The following is a 15,701-nucleotide window of genomic DNA, read 5'->3' as shown; positions in this document are numbered from 1 at the left end:
GATTACACGAGTGCGGCTTCCTGCTGAAGCAGAGCGGCTTTGTCCACGCGCTCCCAAGGCAGATCGATGTCCGTACGGCCGAAGTGGCCGTATGCAGCCGTCTTTCCGTAGATCGGACGGCGCAGGTCGAGCATCTTGATGATGCCGGCAGGGCGCAGGTCGAAGTTGGAGCGGATCAGCTCGACGAGCTTTTCCTCTTCCACTTTGCCGGTGCCGTACGTGTCCACGTTGATGGAGACCGGATTGGCTACGCCGATCGCGTAAGCAAGCTGGATTTCGCATTTGTCGGCCAGGCCGGCAGCGACGATGTTCTTCGCCACGTAACGGGCCGCGTATGCCGCGGAACGGTCGACTTTCGTCGGATCCTTGCCGGAGAACGCGCCGCCGCCATGGCGAGCGTAGCCGCCGTAGGTGTCGACGATGATTTTGCGGCCGGTGAGGCCGGCATCGCCTTGAGGTCCGCCGATAACGAAGCGGCCCGTCGGATTGATGAAATATTTCGTGTCTCCATCGATCAGTTCCTGAGGAACGACCGGAGCGATGACATGCTCGCGGATATCCTTTTGGATCTGCTCCAGGGAGATCGCTTCGTCATGCTGCGTCGAGACAACGATCGTATCTACGCGGACCGGCTTGCCGTCCTGGTATTCGATCGTTACTTGCGTTTTGCCGTCCGGACGAAGGTATTCCAGCGTGCCGTTCTTGCGCACTTCCGCCAGGCGGCGGGCAATGCGGTGGGACAGCGCGATCGGAAGCGGCATCAGCTCAGGCGTTTCGTTCGTTGCAAAACCGAACATGAGGCCTTGGTCGCCTGCTCCGATGTCTTCGTTTTCTTGCTGGATGTCTTTGCCTTCGCGGGTTTCGATCGCGGCGTTGACGCCTTGGGCGATGTCGGCCGACTGCTCGTTGAGAGAAGTCAGAACCGCGCAGGTGCTGGAGTCAAAGCCGAACTTGGCGCGCGTATATCCAATTTCCTTGATGGTGCGGCGCGCGATTGCGGAGATATCCACGTAGTCGGCACGGCTGCTGATTTCGCCGATAACGAGCACAAGGCCCGTCGCTACGGATACTTCACAGGCAACGCGGGCATAGGGATCCACTTCAAGGAAAGCGTCGAGAACTGCGTCAGAAATCTGGTCGCATATTTTATCGGGATGGCCTTCCGTTACGGATTCCGAAGTAAACAGGTGTCTTCCTTTAAGGGACAAGCTGATCGACCTCCTAGAACCATATAATGAGAAAAGTCCTGAACAAAAAATCAACCTTTTCCCATTGGAAAAGGTCGTTAGACAACTCTTCTAGGACACTATAATAGCGGAACTGTCGCATAGTGTCAATGGACGGCAATCCTTGGTAGTTTTTGGAGAATCTCCTTTGGACCGCGTCTTCAGGCGATTTTTAGAGTCCGTAGAGGGATTGCTCGGCCTTGGCAACGAGACGCTTCGTAATCTCGCCTCCCACCGATCCCGCCTGGCGTGTTGCCAGGGAAGACCAATGCACCGTCGGCTGCGAGCTGTACCCGGCCTCGCCGAGTTCTCCGGCGAATTCGGTATCTCCTGCTCCGGGAGCAGGGGCGGAGTACAAGCCAAGCTCTCCGGCAATTTCGTACTTCATCTGATTGAGGATTTCCTTGCTTGCAGGAACGACAACGCGGTTGGATCTGGCCATGATATACAACACCTCCGGTAAGATTGGATAAGGATGTGCATATAGAATGCCTCGGGGCTGGAGGCTCTAAGCGTCGAACATATTGTCACTGAGGGAAAAAAATAACTATTTGCCAAAGCCGCAAATAGTTAAGGGAATTCGGAAATTAATAGGAGTTCCAACTGGATTTCAATTCTTTTGATTTTCCAAAAAGCAGCCATTTGTTTAATTGAACTCAATAAGTCGGCAGTCCACCTTGGGGCTAATCCTCTTAAACACCTGTTAAGCCGTTACGGCATTTACGCCATCACGCCATTACACCATTTTAATAGAATCTACGGCTGCATCTTGATTTCATAACTGCCTTTGACCATGACCGTCAGCCCTGTCTTCATGCCGGGAGCGCTCGAAACGCCTCTTCCTCCGCGCGGAAACAGAATTAAATGGTTTTGCGGCACAGCAGCCCCCGACTTGATGTCGATGCCGTCCGTTACGTCCGCGATGCCGTTGCTGTCCGGGCTGTACGCGACCGCTTTGCCAGCCCGCACGACAACTTCCGCTCCATCGGCGGCGATCAGCGTTTTGCCTGCCGGCACGTTGATGACCTTGATCGCGCCATCGTCCTCCGAGCCGCCATCCGTGCTGCCTCCGCCCGGTGTCGCCGTCGGCTTCGGAGTCGCAGTTGCGGCAGGCGTTGCTGTCGGGGCAGGCGTTGCCGTAGGCGTGCCTCCACCTGAGCCGCCGGAGCCGAGACCCAGCTCGGCCAGCCTTTGGTCGACGTAACTCTTTGTCACGACCGGATCTTCAGCCGTACCGGGAACTGCAGCTGCAGACGAACCGGCGGCGCCGGTCGATGCAGCCGCGGATGCGTCTCCTCCGAGTGAGTTGGCCAAGGTGGTCCAGTGCGTCCCCGTCCATACGCCGGCCGCAAGCGTCAAGGTCAGCGTTGTCCATTTCAAGCCCTTTGTCCCTTTGTTGCCCATGCCTGTCTTGTCTCCTTCCATCTCTTCTCTTTATATGTAGTCGTTCGTCTTCATGCAAGACCCCTTCAATAATCTACCACTCTACTATAATTCAACTTTCATGTCCAGAATTGCTCCGCTCAGTTGGGATATGTCTATTGTCAATCACATTCAAAAAAAGAACAGCCGCACCGCTTTTTCCGGTACGGCCTCATACTACTATTACTCGCTAATAATGAACCAAGGATATTCTTTTGAAGCAATTCGAATCTGAGAGCCCTGGAATACATCGTATAGATTAAGTCTGTATTTGCTGTTCGATTGAAGCTTCGACTGAATATCCGGATCGCTGAAGAAAATCTTGAAGTCGATATCTTGCCCCTCCTTCAGAATATCGTCCGTTGAACCCTGCACTCCGGCACCAATCTGGAAGGTTTTGCTGACCGTAGTTTTGTTGTTGTCTTGATTGACAACCTCAACCACTAGCTTATGGGTCCCCGCAATCGCTTCATATTGAGAATCACGCTGAAGACTGTACGTAGTTTGTAACCTAAGTCCGTCTACCGTGTACAAATCCTTCGCATTGAGGAAGAGAGCAGTCTTTGTCAATGACAGAGAATACCCGCCTATTTTAAGGTCCTTCAACGAATTTGCCGTTTCATCCGCCGCAGAGCCTATAAAAGTATAGGCAGTCGGTTTTGCCAAGACGCTAGCAGTTATCGGTGTTGAAGGATTTGCTGTGCCGGTCGAACCTGAACTGCCCCCGCTTGATGGCTGCTCAGTCGATGGCGGGGCCACAGATCCGGTAGAGCCTACCGTTTGTCCGAGAACGAGTTGATAGGAATCGCCGCTGAACGCCCGAGGGAGCTGCGCCCACGCTGAGAGAAGCGCTTTTCCTTCTGGACTGATCCGATCCTTCAGCTCTGCGAACTGAATAGGCACGGACAGTCCATTTTTATCCACCAAGTACCCGCCTATAGATGCGATTTGCGCCGTTCTCGCTTCCTTATTGACGGCCTCCAGCTCCGTGTAGAAGGTCTGAGCGGCATCCGATTTGTAGATTGCTGTCCTTTTAATCGAAATCGATGACTTCTGCCCTGTACCGTCGATAACATACGGTGTTCCAATTGTGCTCGTTTTGATCTCCGACAGCTGCTGGCCAGTGAACTGATAAAGCATTTTGCCCGGTTTGTCTGCCGCAGGCTCCGTGCTCACGAAGGAGATCTGCTGAATGCTCGTGCTGTACGGAATTTCGGCAGAGACGATTGCTTCAAGCGTAGCTCCTGGAGCCAACGTAACGCTCTGATCAAGCGAAACCGCCTTTTGTTCCGTTCCGATGCGGACACCGTTGACCATAAAGTAACCCCCGAGCACCGGAATCTGCTTCGCCACGCTGCTGGTGTTGGTAATGCTCATGTTTGCTACGAGCATATCGTTGTCCTGGTTCGGCATCCGGTTAATGCTCTTAAGCTGGACACTATAGTCGTTGTAGCTGAAGGCCGAACCCAATCCGCCCTCTTGCGATGCTGCCTGCAGCGAATAAGCACCGATAACATAGGACTTTACTTTTTCCGTTGCGGTCGATTTCATTAGAAGCTGGGAGTCGGCTATTGTTACACTGGACGGAACGTTTCCGCTTAGACTAATTGTTTTGGCTATCCCTGGCAGCAACGATGCATTTTCTTCTTTTGTATAGGTCAGAGCATAACTGGCTCCTGCCTTCGTCACAAGAAAGAAATCGAAGGCTCCCGTGGCAGCCGAAGAGGTCCCGGTATTGGTTAAGCTGAAATCGATGGATAAAGCCTGACCTCCCGAGCTTTGATTTAGAAACGCCTGACCAGCTGTTGTTGTCACCGGTTGTCCATCCATGTAGACGACTCGAGGCTGTCCTGCTTCGGACGGAGCTTGCGTCTTCAGCGACGGCAGTGAAAATACTCCTGTGGGCAGACTGACTTTGCTGGCCTCGTCATTTATGGACACGACCATCGATAGCGGTTTGGAAACAACCGAAGCCGGAATCGTGGACCGAAGCGTGATTACCTTCCGCTCTCTCGGCTGGATAGCCAGCCCTTCCAATCCTACCGCCGAGACATTGTACACGGAAAGGCTCTGAGTTTGGAGGTTGAAAACCGTCTTTGATAAATCAATGACCTGCTGACCAACGTTTTCCAGAAGATAGTTTATCGTCACATATCCATTATCTTTATCCTTGGTAATAAAAGCTTGCTTGACGGCCCCTTTCAATTTGCCGCTGCCATAAAGCATCGTTCCTGGCTGGTAAGCGGCAATTTGATCCGAAGCTTGAGCCGGGTAGGCAATCTTGCCCAAATTCCGTTCATAATTAGCTGCAGAGAAATCCCACTTTACGACCTCAAACACCAAGTCATTCAGCTTCGTTGCTGAATCGATGACTGCGTAATAAGTTATGTACTGGCTCGTATTGGCCGGGACGGAGGTTTTTTCCTTATCCCCTTCAATAACTGTGGATTTGAATGATTTTCCGGATTTGCTCTTTACTCTCAGCCAGTAGTCGGAAAGGTCCAGAGACTTGGAGGCTGTATTCGTAATCATAACCGTGTAAGCAAGTACTTTTCCTTTGTCCTGCATGAGAAAATGAGCATCCCGTATGCTTAACCGACTGGTAGCAGATAAGGATACAGCTTGCCCAGACAGTGTGACGGATTTGGCCGCAGCCGCTTGAGCTTGATGAACGATGAAAATACTTTCCCCGCCTTGCAGCATCAGCCCGGCTGCCATAATGCTGGCGACCCCTGACTTGATCCATATCGAACGCACTTTCATTCCTCCTATTGCCATATATGGTTTTAGACGCAAACCATGCATCGATTGTTTCGTCTAAATCGCGAAAGGCTAAAGGAAATAAAAAAAAGAGCAAGCAGGAATTCCTGCTTGCTCTTTTTGGTTAAGCTTCAATTATCCTACGAGAACTGTTGCAGTTGCGATAACACCTGCGGAGTTAACGTAAGTGATCGTTACAGAACCTTTTGCTACGCCATGAACCGTAGTTCCGGATACCGTAGCAATTTTTTCGTTGCTGGAACCGATTTTAGCGGAAGGAGTAACTTCAACGCCATATTGGTCTTTAACCGTCAGGGCAACCTGTACGTCGCCACCGATAGCTACGGAGTACTCGGATTTCTTGAACTCAGCCGTTTTTGCAACTGGAGCGTCCTCGGAAACCGTTACTTCTTGAGTAGCGATAACTTTGTTGTTGGCGTTGTAAGCCGTAATCGTAGTTTTACCAGCTTTTTGGCCCGTTACTTGGTTGTCGCTGGATACGGAGAGAATCGACGGATCGTTGCTCGATACGAATGGAGCTGCGTCGGATTTCAGGGCTACTTCTACGCCGCCGGAAGTTTTGCCGACCAGTTTAACGCCTTTCGTGTATGCGCCGACCGTTTTAGCTGCATATACCGTACCTACGGATTTGATGCTGTACGAGCTGATGTCGGAGGATTCTACGACATTAACCGTGAAGCTGTAGGCTTCTGCGCCAGCCGTCGTGGACGTTACTTTTACAGAAGCGGATCCTGGAGCCAGAGCTACCAGCTTGCCGCCTTCGTATTTCACAACGTCTTTGCCATCCGTAACTTCTACGTTGTACGTGTTGGCAGCAGCCGTATCCGTACCGCCGTAGCTGTCAACCAGCACGATGTTGTCGCCGTTGAAACCAACGGAAGCGCCGTTTTCAAGCGTCGTAGCTACATCTTTGATGCCGTTTACGCCGACCGTCGAAGCTGCTTTCACAACTTGAACGTTCAGGGTCGTAGGAGCGACTGCTACGTTAGGAATGCTGCTTACAACGTAAGCATAGCCTTCCGATGCGAAGGTAAGCTCCAGCTCGCCTTTAGCGTTGACGTTTTTCGTAACCGGGATGTTGGAAGAGATGTTCAGGGATCCGTTATCCAGGTATTTTTGAAGGTCCGTTCCTTTGATTTCGTTGCCGAATTGATCAGCGGCTACGAACGGGAAGGCTGCAGCTTTGCCAGCTTGAACGATGCTAGCGGAAGCTCCCAGTTGGAAGCTCTTGATGGAGCCTGCACCATTAACGACAACGTTGATGGACTTGGATACGCCAGCTTTAGGGTTGCTGATAACGATCGTAGCCGTGCCAGCAACGCCAGCGTTGAACTTGATGACGCCGTCTTTGTCAACGATCAGCGAGTCGATGATGCGGTAGTCGCTGATGGAGATGAACAGACCGTCTTTTACAACATAGTTGCTGTAAACGCCAGCAGTTGCTTCAGCAGGCTTCAGGTTGACCGTGCCAGCCGTCAGCTTGATCGTTTGGCCGCTTGCGTCTTTCAGCGTCAGAGGAAGCACAAGACCTTTGTCTCCAGCGGAGATGCGGGTTTTGTCTTTAAGCGGCTGAACTTCGCCGAGCTCGATGCTCGTAGCGGAGCTGCCCGTTACGACTTTCAGAGCTTTCGTCGTTGTCAGGCCGCCAGCTGGGTAGACAGCCGATACGTTGATCGTGTCGCCCTCTTGCGTTTTCGTCAGGCTGCCTACAGCCTGGCCGTCGTTCACGAGGTTGATTTTGCCGTTGGCAACGTTGTAAACCGTACCGCGGGTGCCGTTGACAGCCGTGATGTAGTTGTACGTGCCGGAAGTAGCCGTAATGTCTTCGTTGAATTGGTTGAAGACTTTTACGCCAAGATCGACGTTGTCAGCCAGTTGAAGAGCTGGAGTCGTGATGTCGATTTTGGATGCTACGCTTGCAGCGATTTTAACGGTGAATGGAGCGTCCGTTCCTTTGACCGTTACGGTGTAATCGCCAGCTGGCAGATATACAGCGGACAGAACAACGGATTTGTTGTCGTCTGCGAATTTAGCCGTTACAGGGAACGAAGTCAGGCTGGATTTAACTGCGAATCCGCCGTCCAGGTATGTTTTTTCCGTAGCGGACAGAGCGCGGTTGAATTTAACCGTGATCGCTTTAGCGCCCGATTGAGCGGCTTCAGTAGCTTTAACAGCTTGAAGCGTAACTTCTACGGAGTAAGTTTTGCCGTTGTACGTAACGTCTACTTTCGTTGCTTGACCAGCTACGAGTGCAGTCGTCAGAGCTTGTTTTACCACTTGACCGTCGGAGAAAGTAACCTCGATGTTCTTCTCGTCGACAGCAACAGCGGATTTAACGGAAACAGCGGATGCGCTGGAAAGATCATAAGCTGCTTCGAATACTTGGCCGCGGGTAGCTGCTACTTTGTAAGAAGCTTGTTGGTCGATCAGACCAGCTTCGATAGCTGCTGCCACGTAGCCTTTTGCCCATGCGCTTACGGCGCCGGATACGGCAGCGTCGGCTTTAGGAGTCAGGCCAGCGGATTCAACGATGATTTTAGCAACTTGCTCAACCGTTACGTTTTGCGTAGGGCCGAACAGGTTGTTGCCGAGACCGTTGACGATGCCGGCTTTCGTTACTGCGCCGATGTAGCCTTTAGCCCAGTAGTTGGCAGCTACGTCTTTGTATTTCGAGGAAGCAGCGTCTTCGCCAAGGCCTTGAAGCAGCGCTACGACTTTGGAAATCTCGGCACGCGTGATGTTTTTGTCGAGGCCAGCGGAACCGCCTGGGTAGCCTTCAACGATACCTGCTGCTTTGAGTGCGTCGAACTTCTGTTGCGTCGTCAGTTCAGCCGCGAATGCGGAGCTTGCGAATACGGAAGTTACGAGTGCGCCTGTAACGACCAGAGATAAACTTTTCTTCATAACCTTTTGTTCTCCTCCTCTAACTTGCTTAAGTAAATGAGAGTGTTCTGTGGAACTATGAGTGCTCTTCTTACTCATCTGTTGTGTCACCCCCTTCCCAGAGTGTGGGAGCCATATAATATAGAAAAAGGTCTGCTTCATGTATAGACACGTGTAGGAACATGCCGCAGAAACTCGTAAAAACAAGTAGAAAAAAATGGAAAGCTGTCAAACCACTAAATCATTATACAATGGCCTGATAGAACCAGTAAAGAGAAACATGTGAATATGTTTCCATATCAATAGAAACCATTCGGCATTGGACATATCCGGCATCCCCGCATCGGTCCAGGTTTCAAGCCGGTGCTCTTTGCGACTCCAGATACTTAAACGCAGGGCTTTCGCAAAAGTTGCGACTTCCGAAATTTTTTTTGAAAATATCCTTGTCTTGCTGTTATGTATTGCCTTTGTTCGTAGGTTTTGGCTGCAAGCCTAATATAACTTGGATAACCGCTCTTCGTCGACTCGAAACTTTTTCCATCTCTCGAATTTTGTCGAATCCGGATAAGTCTGCCATTTTTGAAAGAAGTGCCTGGAAATTCCACATTTCCAGGCACAATCCATCCAATTTCATTGAAGATTAATTGATCTTTGGAAGACGTTTCAGGCTGACCAGCACTTTACCCAGAATAATGGAGGAATCGGAACGAAGCAGATTCGCTTGCGGTTCGAATACGCTGCCTTTCTTCGGATCGCTGGAATCGACCGGCGAGCCCTGGATATAGCCTTTCTGGTAAATAGCCAGAACCGAAGCTCGGGCGTAGTAATCGATCTTGCTGTAATCCTTGAAAGCCTTTTGGAGTGCTTTCTCGATTTTCGCCGGATCCGTCTCCAGCTTGAGCTTGAGCGCACGGGCAAGGATAACCGAGGCGTCCTCTCGCGTCAGATTGCCTGTAGGCTCGAATACCTTCGGCGCCTTGCCGCGAATATAGCCTTCGTTGAAGGCCGTTTCGATGTAGCGGTAATCCCACAGTGCGGTGCTCTCGACTCCAACGTCATTGAAGAGCCGCTTGTTCGGATCCGTATTGTAGTTGAGACGTATGGACATCGCCTTCACCATCATCGTGGCGAATTCGCCGCGGGAGGTGTAGAGGCTGGCGCCGAACTCATCGTTGCCGGCGGCATTGATGAAGCCTTTGGCATACATCGCTTCCATATAGTTGCGCGCATACGGATGGGACGTAACGTCCAGATAGGAATATTTCATCTGTCCGACCACGTAGTAGCCGAACTCCGAGAACGGCACGGTGACCGTGTGCTTCTTGGTGTCGACGACGCCGCCGAGGTTCACCCATTCCGGCTTCTTCGGATCAAAATGGAACACCGTAATGAACGTTCCGTTGGCGTCTACAATGTTGGAGTCATAGCTCAGAGTCAGCGTCGCTTCCTTGGATGTGACCAGCTCGCGGTTCGCAGGACGGTCCGTGTAGGAAGGCACATCGGCGGTCGGATACTGATACGGATCGATGCCATACTTGAGTGGATCATAAACGTTGTCGGTCTGCGGATTGTCCGCAAGCCCCGCATCGATCCAGAATACCTTGCCCGCTTTGTTGAAGTTAGGGGAGAAGGTATTGTCGAACATGTTGCCCAGGCTCTCCAGAATCAGGTCGAAATTGGCTGGAGCCTGTTCGAATTCATGCCGATCGATGACTCCGTCGGATGGATTCGCAATTCCGAACAGCAGGCGGTGCCCGGTGAAGACTTGGTTTTTAAGCTTCTCCGGCACGTTGTAGTCGCGGCGGATGAGCGTCGTCGACTTAGGGAAGGCAAGCGTCAGTTCGCCCTCGAACACTTTGTGGGAGCTCTTCATTTCTTCCATATAACCGGCGCCCGGTATATTGGTTGGAGCATACGTCACCACGATCGTATCGCTGGTCGTATCGTTGTCGTTGGCGATCGTGAACTTGAGCTTGTTCTCTCCGGCCTTGAGTCCGGACACCATGACTCTATATGCGGTCGTATAGTCGATGGTACCGTCATTGTCGGCGTCGAAGGCGATTTTTTCGGCTACCTGCTTGCCTACCGTTACGGTCTTGGCATTAGGAGCGTCGATGACGATCTCCACGTAGTTCTGGTTGACGATGCGCTTGGAAGTGAGCGGACGCAGAATCTTGTACGGCAGAGCCGTAGGATCCACCTCCAGGCGGTAGCTGGCGCGGGCGCCCGCTTCCCCGTTGTTGTAGACATAGAAGTTGTAGACGCTCGATGTGCCGTCCTTGCTGAGATACTGATCGGTCAGCACCCAGGAAAGGCTTTGCGTCTTCAAGTCATAGGTGACGGTAAGCTTCGGCTGCTTGTCCCCTTGCTTGTCGATGGCTCCAATCGTCTTGTTTTCGTTCAGGACGCTCACCGTCTGCTGGTCCTTCGGCAATGTCGCATCGTTGACGACACGCAGCTCGTTGCTGAGAGTCCAGACAATCGGCTTGGAAAGCGTACTGCCGTCAATCTTCAGAATATAGTTGGAGCTGGTGTTGTCTTTGACAATGTTTTCTAGATTGCTTTGAGCTTCGTAGATTGTTGTCCCCAAGTCGATAAAGTCAAAGGTGCCGTAAATGTTCATGTACGGTTCCTTGGTCGTGTAGACGCTGCCTTGTTTGGGGAAATTCGGGTCATTCGCAAGCGGCGAGATCAATTCGCTGCTGTATGGATAGATGCTGTCCGGAGAGTAAGGAATCTTCGGCAGATTGATTTGTCTCAATAAAATGGTGATGGAATTTTCATAGTTGTTTTTGCCGCCCTTGTATACGAAGCGAAGCGTAAACGCCCCTCCCGCTTTCATAACGGATGCAGCTGTCGCGATGCCGTTGTTGGTCGCAACGAAATTGTTTTCGCTCGTATTTTTAGCAATTTCGATTGGCGTATTGTTGATATACAGGAACATCGTTTGAGCTTTGCCGTCAACCGGGCTATAGCGTATCTCCGACATGTCGTTCAGATTGCTCAACGTCGCATCGAATTTTTTCAGCTTATTCTGGATGATATCGTCCAATTGGGTGGACTTGGTCGTGTCATAGGGAATATCCATCGTATCGTAAATGCTCGAGTATTGCAGGAACGGTCCAAAAAGCATATTGAAGGTGACCGAGCCGGCGTCGTTGCCGCCCAGCTTGAAAAGCAGCGTCTGGGTGCCTTCGAAAGGCAGCTTTTTGACCTCAAGTACGATGCGGGTAAAGGTTTTGTTCACTCCCCCGATTGTGCGGGTCACCGTAGAAGTGTCGACTATACTCATGTCTTTAGACTCGATCTTGCCGTCTTTTCCATTGATATCTTTCACATTGCTGATCGTCAAGGGCTGGTTCGAGTAGTTGCCGATCAGCAATTCCATGGCGACAGGAGTGTCGTACAGACTCGATCCCGAGAGCGGCTTGCTTGCAAGGTTGAGGTCCGCTATCGTTTTGTAGCCCGGAATATAGTTGAATTCGCTGATGAACGGAGCTCCGGCATCCCGAAGCGTGAATTTCAGGTTGTAGACGCCTTGCGTCTCTCCTGCCACCGTGTTCATGGCTTCCAGATTGAGATTGTAGGCGCGGTCGAACGCATATTCACCTGCCTTCAGCTTGTCGAGACCAATGGTGAAGGTATAAACGTAGAAGGCATCTTCCGGAGAGTAAGCGTCTTGTCCTACCGTAGGAGTGGCATCAAAGCCCCCTGCTGGAAGCTTAGCCCCGTCCAGACTCGGGAAAATCTTAATGGCTTCCGATGGATTCGGATTGGGAACGGTTTTGCCGTCCACGATCTTTTTGTTGTTCGGAACGATGAGCGTACCTGTAATGGTAGCGTTTTGCACGCCTGTATTGGTGGTGGAGAAGTTCGGGGAATACTCCAGCGCCGCGCTGCTTTGGCCGTCGTTCAGGTTGACGTCGTAGAACGTCACATCTCCGTTGTAGAACGCGATTTCGCGTGTCGTCTCGATCGTCTGATTGTTGTTCGTCACCTTGATGGTAGCCAGGTTTTTGCCTTTTTTGACCGTCAAAGGAGAGATTGTAAATTCGTAGTTGTTGGAAGCTGACACATTATAAGTCCGGCTGGAGCCGTTGACCTCAATCGTCACTTTGGATGCATTCGGCGCGTTGCCCGTAATCGCGATGTCAGCGGAAGCCCTGCCGCGCGAAGCGCCTGATTGGACGACGGTCGTTCCATTCTCTTTCATCGGGAACGTGCTGCCATCCAAGCGGGCGGCAAGGTTATAGAAGACCGGACCGTCATGGTACATGACATAGATGGACGTCGATACCTCGGCGCCGCCCTGGAGGCCTTTGAATGTAATCCGATTCAGCCCGGAGTAGAGCTGAACATTGTTCACCGTAAGGTTGTAGCCGGACAGATAGATGCCGCCCTTTACTCCTTCGGTCTTGGCGCCCGTATCATCGTCCGTCGGGTCGTCGGTGCCTTTGAAGTTGACGACTTGAATGACGCTGTAGGTAATGCTGGAAGGATCGATGTTGCTGATCGAGCCTTCGAGATTGATTTTGCCGTTCGTCGTGATGCGGGGGCTTTTGGGACTGCTGCTTTCCTTTGCAAACGTGAAGTACCCCGTCGCGGCGGCGCTGGCCGTCTGCGAGGGAAGAGCCGGCATCAGCTGCAGGACCAGGGCCAGCAGCAGGAACATTGCGCTGAATCGTTTTAACACGGGAAGCCTCCTCCATACTCTTTCGGTGTTAGTTGGTGTAGGTTGTTTATCGGAAGAAAGCTGGTAAATTGTTAGGATATTGAGCCCTCGCAGAAAAGTATTATTATAATGTAGATAAATTTTTGGCAAACAAAAAAGAGCTCGTCCTTCCGGAGAAGGACAAGCCCTTTGATGGCGAAGTCTTTATTTGCCGCGCTCGTGATGCGGCTTCATGCGCATGCGCGCCAGCAGGTTCAGCAGCGGGCGCTTCGTCTTGTCGACGATGCCGATCAGCTCGGCGCCGATCTGCATCGCGAACACCAGCAGGCTGATGACGACGAAGGTGACCCAGTTGGCCGCGTGGGACTGCACCACGATGGACTGCACGATCGCGCAGGCGCCGAAGAAAGCCGCTACGCCGTAAATGATCAGCACCGTCTTGCGGTGGCTGAAGCCGAGCTCCCGCAGGCAGTGATGCAGATGCCCCTTGTCGGGAGCGAAGATCGGCCGCTTGTTCACCCAGCGGCGGATGATGGCGAAGAACGTGTCCGCCATCGGCACCCCGATGATCAGGAGCGGCGTCACGAAGGATACGATCGTGACTTGCTTGAAGCCGATCATGGACAGCGTCGCCAGGCTGAAGCCGAGGAACAGCGAGCCGGAGTCGCCCATGAATATTTTAGCCGGATGGAAGTTGAACACCAGGAAGCCCAGGATGCCTCCGAGCAGCAGGCTGCTCATCAGGATGATCGGCTCGAAGCCGAGGAAGCAGGCCATAATGAGAATCGTGCCGATCGCGATGCCCGACACTCCCGCCGCAAGGCCGTCGAGGCCGTCGATCAGGTTGATCGCATTGGTCACGCCGACGATCCAGAAGATCGTCAGCGGGATGCTGAGCCAGGAGGAGATCTCCTGCATGTCCTGGCCGAACGGAATGTTCAGCAGGTCGATCTTCACGTCGAAGCCGAAGACGACGACGCATGCCGCCACGAGCTGGAACATCAGCTTCACCTTGGCCGACAGCTCGAACCGGTCGTCGAGAGCGCCGGTCAGCACGATGATCGTGCCGCCCGCCAGCATCGCGCGAATCAGATTCGTATCGTAGGCGCTCAGCAGCCCTTCCGGAATGAACGGAAGCAGCAGGAAGAACGAACCGATAAAGGCGAGATAGATCGCCAGGCCTCCCAGCCGCGGCATGATGCGCGTATGGACCTTGCGGGCATTCGGCTTGTCGATGGCGCCGATCTTGAACGCGAAGCGCTTGACGAGCGGCGTCAGCGAGACGGCCAGGATCAGAGCGACTGCGAAACCGACGATATAAGTCATTGTGGCATTCACTGGAAATTCAACTCCCCTTCATTACACCGGAATGAATTATAACTCGTTCGAAAAAGAAACTCCAACCCCAATATCAGGGCATTTCGCGCAAATTACGGCGAATTGACGCTTCTAGTAAGGTTTTGTCACCTTTTCCTTCTCCCGAATCACTCTCAGAGCGAATTGCGGCAGAACGAGCATTCTCCGGAACCGCGAAGGCTGCTGCAGAAGGCGGTAAAACCATTCCAGGCGCAGCTTCTGCATGAATACCGGAGCTCTCTTCAAACGGCCGGCGATAATATCGAAGCTGCCTCCGACTCCCATGATGAGAGGCACTCCAAGCTCCTGCTTGTAGCGGGCGATCCAGGGCTCCTGGGTAGTGGCGGAACGGGCCACGTACAGCATATCCGGAGAAACCGCCCTGATCCGGGCGATGACCTCGGCGTCCTCCTGCTCCCCGAAATAGCCGTGATGCGTTCCCGCGATGGTTACGCCCGGATATTTCGCCTTCAGACGCGCCGCGGCCTCGTCGATGACTTCCTGCGTCGTGCCGAGCAGATAGGCGGACCAGCCGCGCTCCTCGCCTTCCAGGAACAGGCGGTGCATCAAATCGAAGCCGGGCACCCTTTCCCGGACCGGCTGCCCGACATACCCGGCGGCCCAGACGACGCCCGCGCCGTCCGGAACGACAAGCTCGGCTTCCCGCAGCATCCGATGGAAGGCGGGATCCTCGAGTCCCATCATGACCATGATGGGATTCGCCGTGACAACCTGGCAAGGCTGCCCTCTTTCAATAACGTTCGTAAGATACTCCACGGTTTCGTCCATACCCATGCGGGAAAATGGAACGCCATAGATCGAAACCTTCGGAACGGTCCGCGACTCCAGCCAGGCGGAAGCCTCGGAGGCGTCCCCAATCGCGTCCGCCAGCGCTTCTACGGCATCATCCGGTGCATGTGCGTTGGCTGCTTGATGGGACGGGTCTATAAAGTCTTTTGTAGTCGACATGGGTCGAACGGTCACCTCTTCGTTTCCTGACGCAGGTACTGGACAATATGTTGCGCCGGCTTGCGGGCCTCCTGCTGAAGCTTGTCGATCGCGGCGGATTTGTCCGCTCTCCAGCCGTCTCCGCCGTCCAGAAGCCGCTCGGCGGCATCGGCGAAGGCGGCGGCGTCCATGGCTTCCGTCGTTGCAATCGGGCGCTCGCCGAGGCGGGCCAGAAACTGGTCGATCTTCGGATCATAGCTGAGGCCGAGCATCGGCACGCGGCGGCCGGCCGCATAGATGAGCGCGTGCAGGCGCATGCCGAGCAGCATGTCGCAGCGGCTGACCTCCAGCAGCATCGCCTGGGGGTCGTCGCCCGGGGCGGCGAGCTCGGCGGAGCTGCCGGCGCCGAGCGT

General features: G+C 53.1%; 9 protein-coding genes. All 9 read right to left on the bottom strand.

What is annotated here, in order from left to right; genetic code table 11:
* Positions 1-2: 2 nt before the first annotated feature.
* A complete protein-coding gene (gene metK / locus PHU01S_RS23025) occupies positions 3-1,208 on the bottom strand; it encodes a methionine adenosyltransferase (protein WP_048746372.1) in 1,206 nt (401 codons plus the stop codon).
* A gap of 190 nt (positions 1,209-1,398) precedes the next feature.
* Positions 1,399-1,668, bottom strand: coding sequence for an alpha/beta-type small acid-soluble spore protein (locus PHU01S_RS23020; RefSeq protein ID WP_021879731.1), 270 nt, complete (start codon positions 1,666-1,668; stop codon positions 1,399-1,401).
* Between the two features lie 314 nt (positions 1,669-1,982).
* Positions 1,983-2,630 (bottom strand): hypothetical protein, encoded by a 648-nt coding sequence (locus PHU01S_RS26170; RefSeq protein WP_049868367.1) that lies wholly within the window; start codon positions 2,628-2,630, stop codon positions 1,983-1,985.
* Between the two features lie 201 nt (positions 2,631-2,831).
* Positions 2,832-5,411: a hypothetical protein gene (locus tag PHU01S_RS23010; protein ID WP_127510145.1), complete on the bottom strand. Its 2,580-nt coding sequence runs from the start codon at positions 5,409-5,411 to the stop codon at positions 2,832-2,834.
* A gap of 132 nt (positions 5,412-5,543) precedes the next feature.
* A complete protein-coding gene (locus PHU01S_RS23005) occupies positions 5,544-8,333 on the bottom strand; it encodes an S-layer homology domain-containing protein (RefSeq protein ID WP_049868369.1) in 2,790 nt (929 codons plus the stop codon).
* Positions 8,334-8,952: 619 nt separating this feature from the next.
* Positions 8,953-13,005: an S-layer homology domain-containing protein gene (locus PHU01S_RS23000; protein WP_127510143.1), complete on the bottom strand. Its 4,053-nt coding sequence runs from the start codon at positions 13,003-13,005 to the stop codon at positions 8,953-8,955.
* 183 nt (positions 13,006-13,188) lie between these two features.
* Positions 13,189-14,310 carry a glycosyltransferase family 4 protein gene (locus PHU01S_RS22995; RefSeq protein ID WP_048745211.1) on the bottom strand — a complete coding sequence of 374 codons (1,122 nt, stop codon included), beginning with the start codon at positions 14,308-14,310 and terminating at the stop codon, positions 13,189-13,191.
* 123 nt (positions 14,311-14,433) lie between these two features.
* Complete coding sequence (locus PHU01S_RS22990) at positions 14,434-15,309, bottom strand: WecB/TagA/CpsF family glycosyltransferase (RefSeq protein WP_083436301.1); 876 nt, start codon at positions 15,307-15,309, stop codon at positions 14,434-14,436.
* An 11-nt stretch (positions 15,310-15,320) separates the two neighbouring features.
* Positions 15,321-15,701, bottom strand: a 381-nt coding sequence (locus PHU01S_RS22985) for a polysaccharide pyruvyl transferase family protein (RefSeq protein ID WP_174806400.1), incomplete at its 5' end; no start/stop codon positions are given.

The organism is Paenibacillus humicus NBRC 102415, assembly GCF_004000905.1.
GTDB classification, from domain to species: Bacteria; Bacillota; Bacilli; order Paenibacillales; family Paenibacillaceae; genus Paenibacillus_O; species Paenibacillus_O humicus.
Note: the sequence above shows the minus strand (reverse complement) of the source record. Positions and strands in the feature narration are given on the sequence as shown.

Coding starts and splice junctions, on each gene's coding strand:
- PHU01S_RS23020 (WP_021879731.1), bottom strand. CDS start 1,668: ATGGCCAGATCCAACCGCGTTGTCGTTCCTGCAAGCAAGGAAATCCTC.
- PHU01S_RS22995 (WP_048745211.1), bottom strand. CDS start 14,310: ATGACTTATATCGTCGGTTTCGCAGTCGCTCTGATCCTGGCCGTCTCG.
- PHU01S_RS23005 (WP_049868369.1), bottom strand. CDS start 8,333: ATGAAGAAAAGTTTATCTCTGGTCGTTACAGGCGCACTCGTAACTTCC.
- PHU01S_RS26170 (WP_049868367.1), bottom strand. CDS start 2,630: ATGGGCAACAAAGGGACAAAGGGCTTGAAATGGACAACGCTGACCTTG.
- PHU01S_RS22990 (WP_083436301.1), bottom strand. CDS start 15,309: ATGTCGACTACAAAAGACTTTATAGACCCGTCCCATCAAGCAGCCAAC.
- PHU01S_RS23010 (WP_127510145.1), bottom strand. CDS start 5,411: ATGAAAGTGCGTTCGATATGGATCAAGTCAGGGGTCGCCAGCATTATG.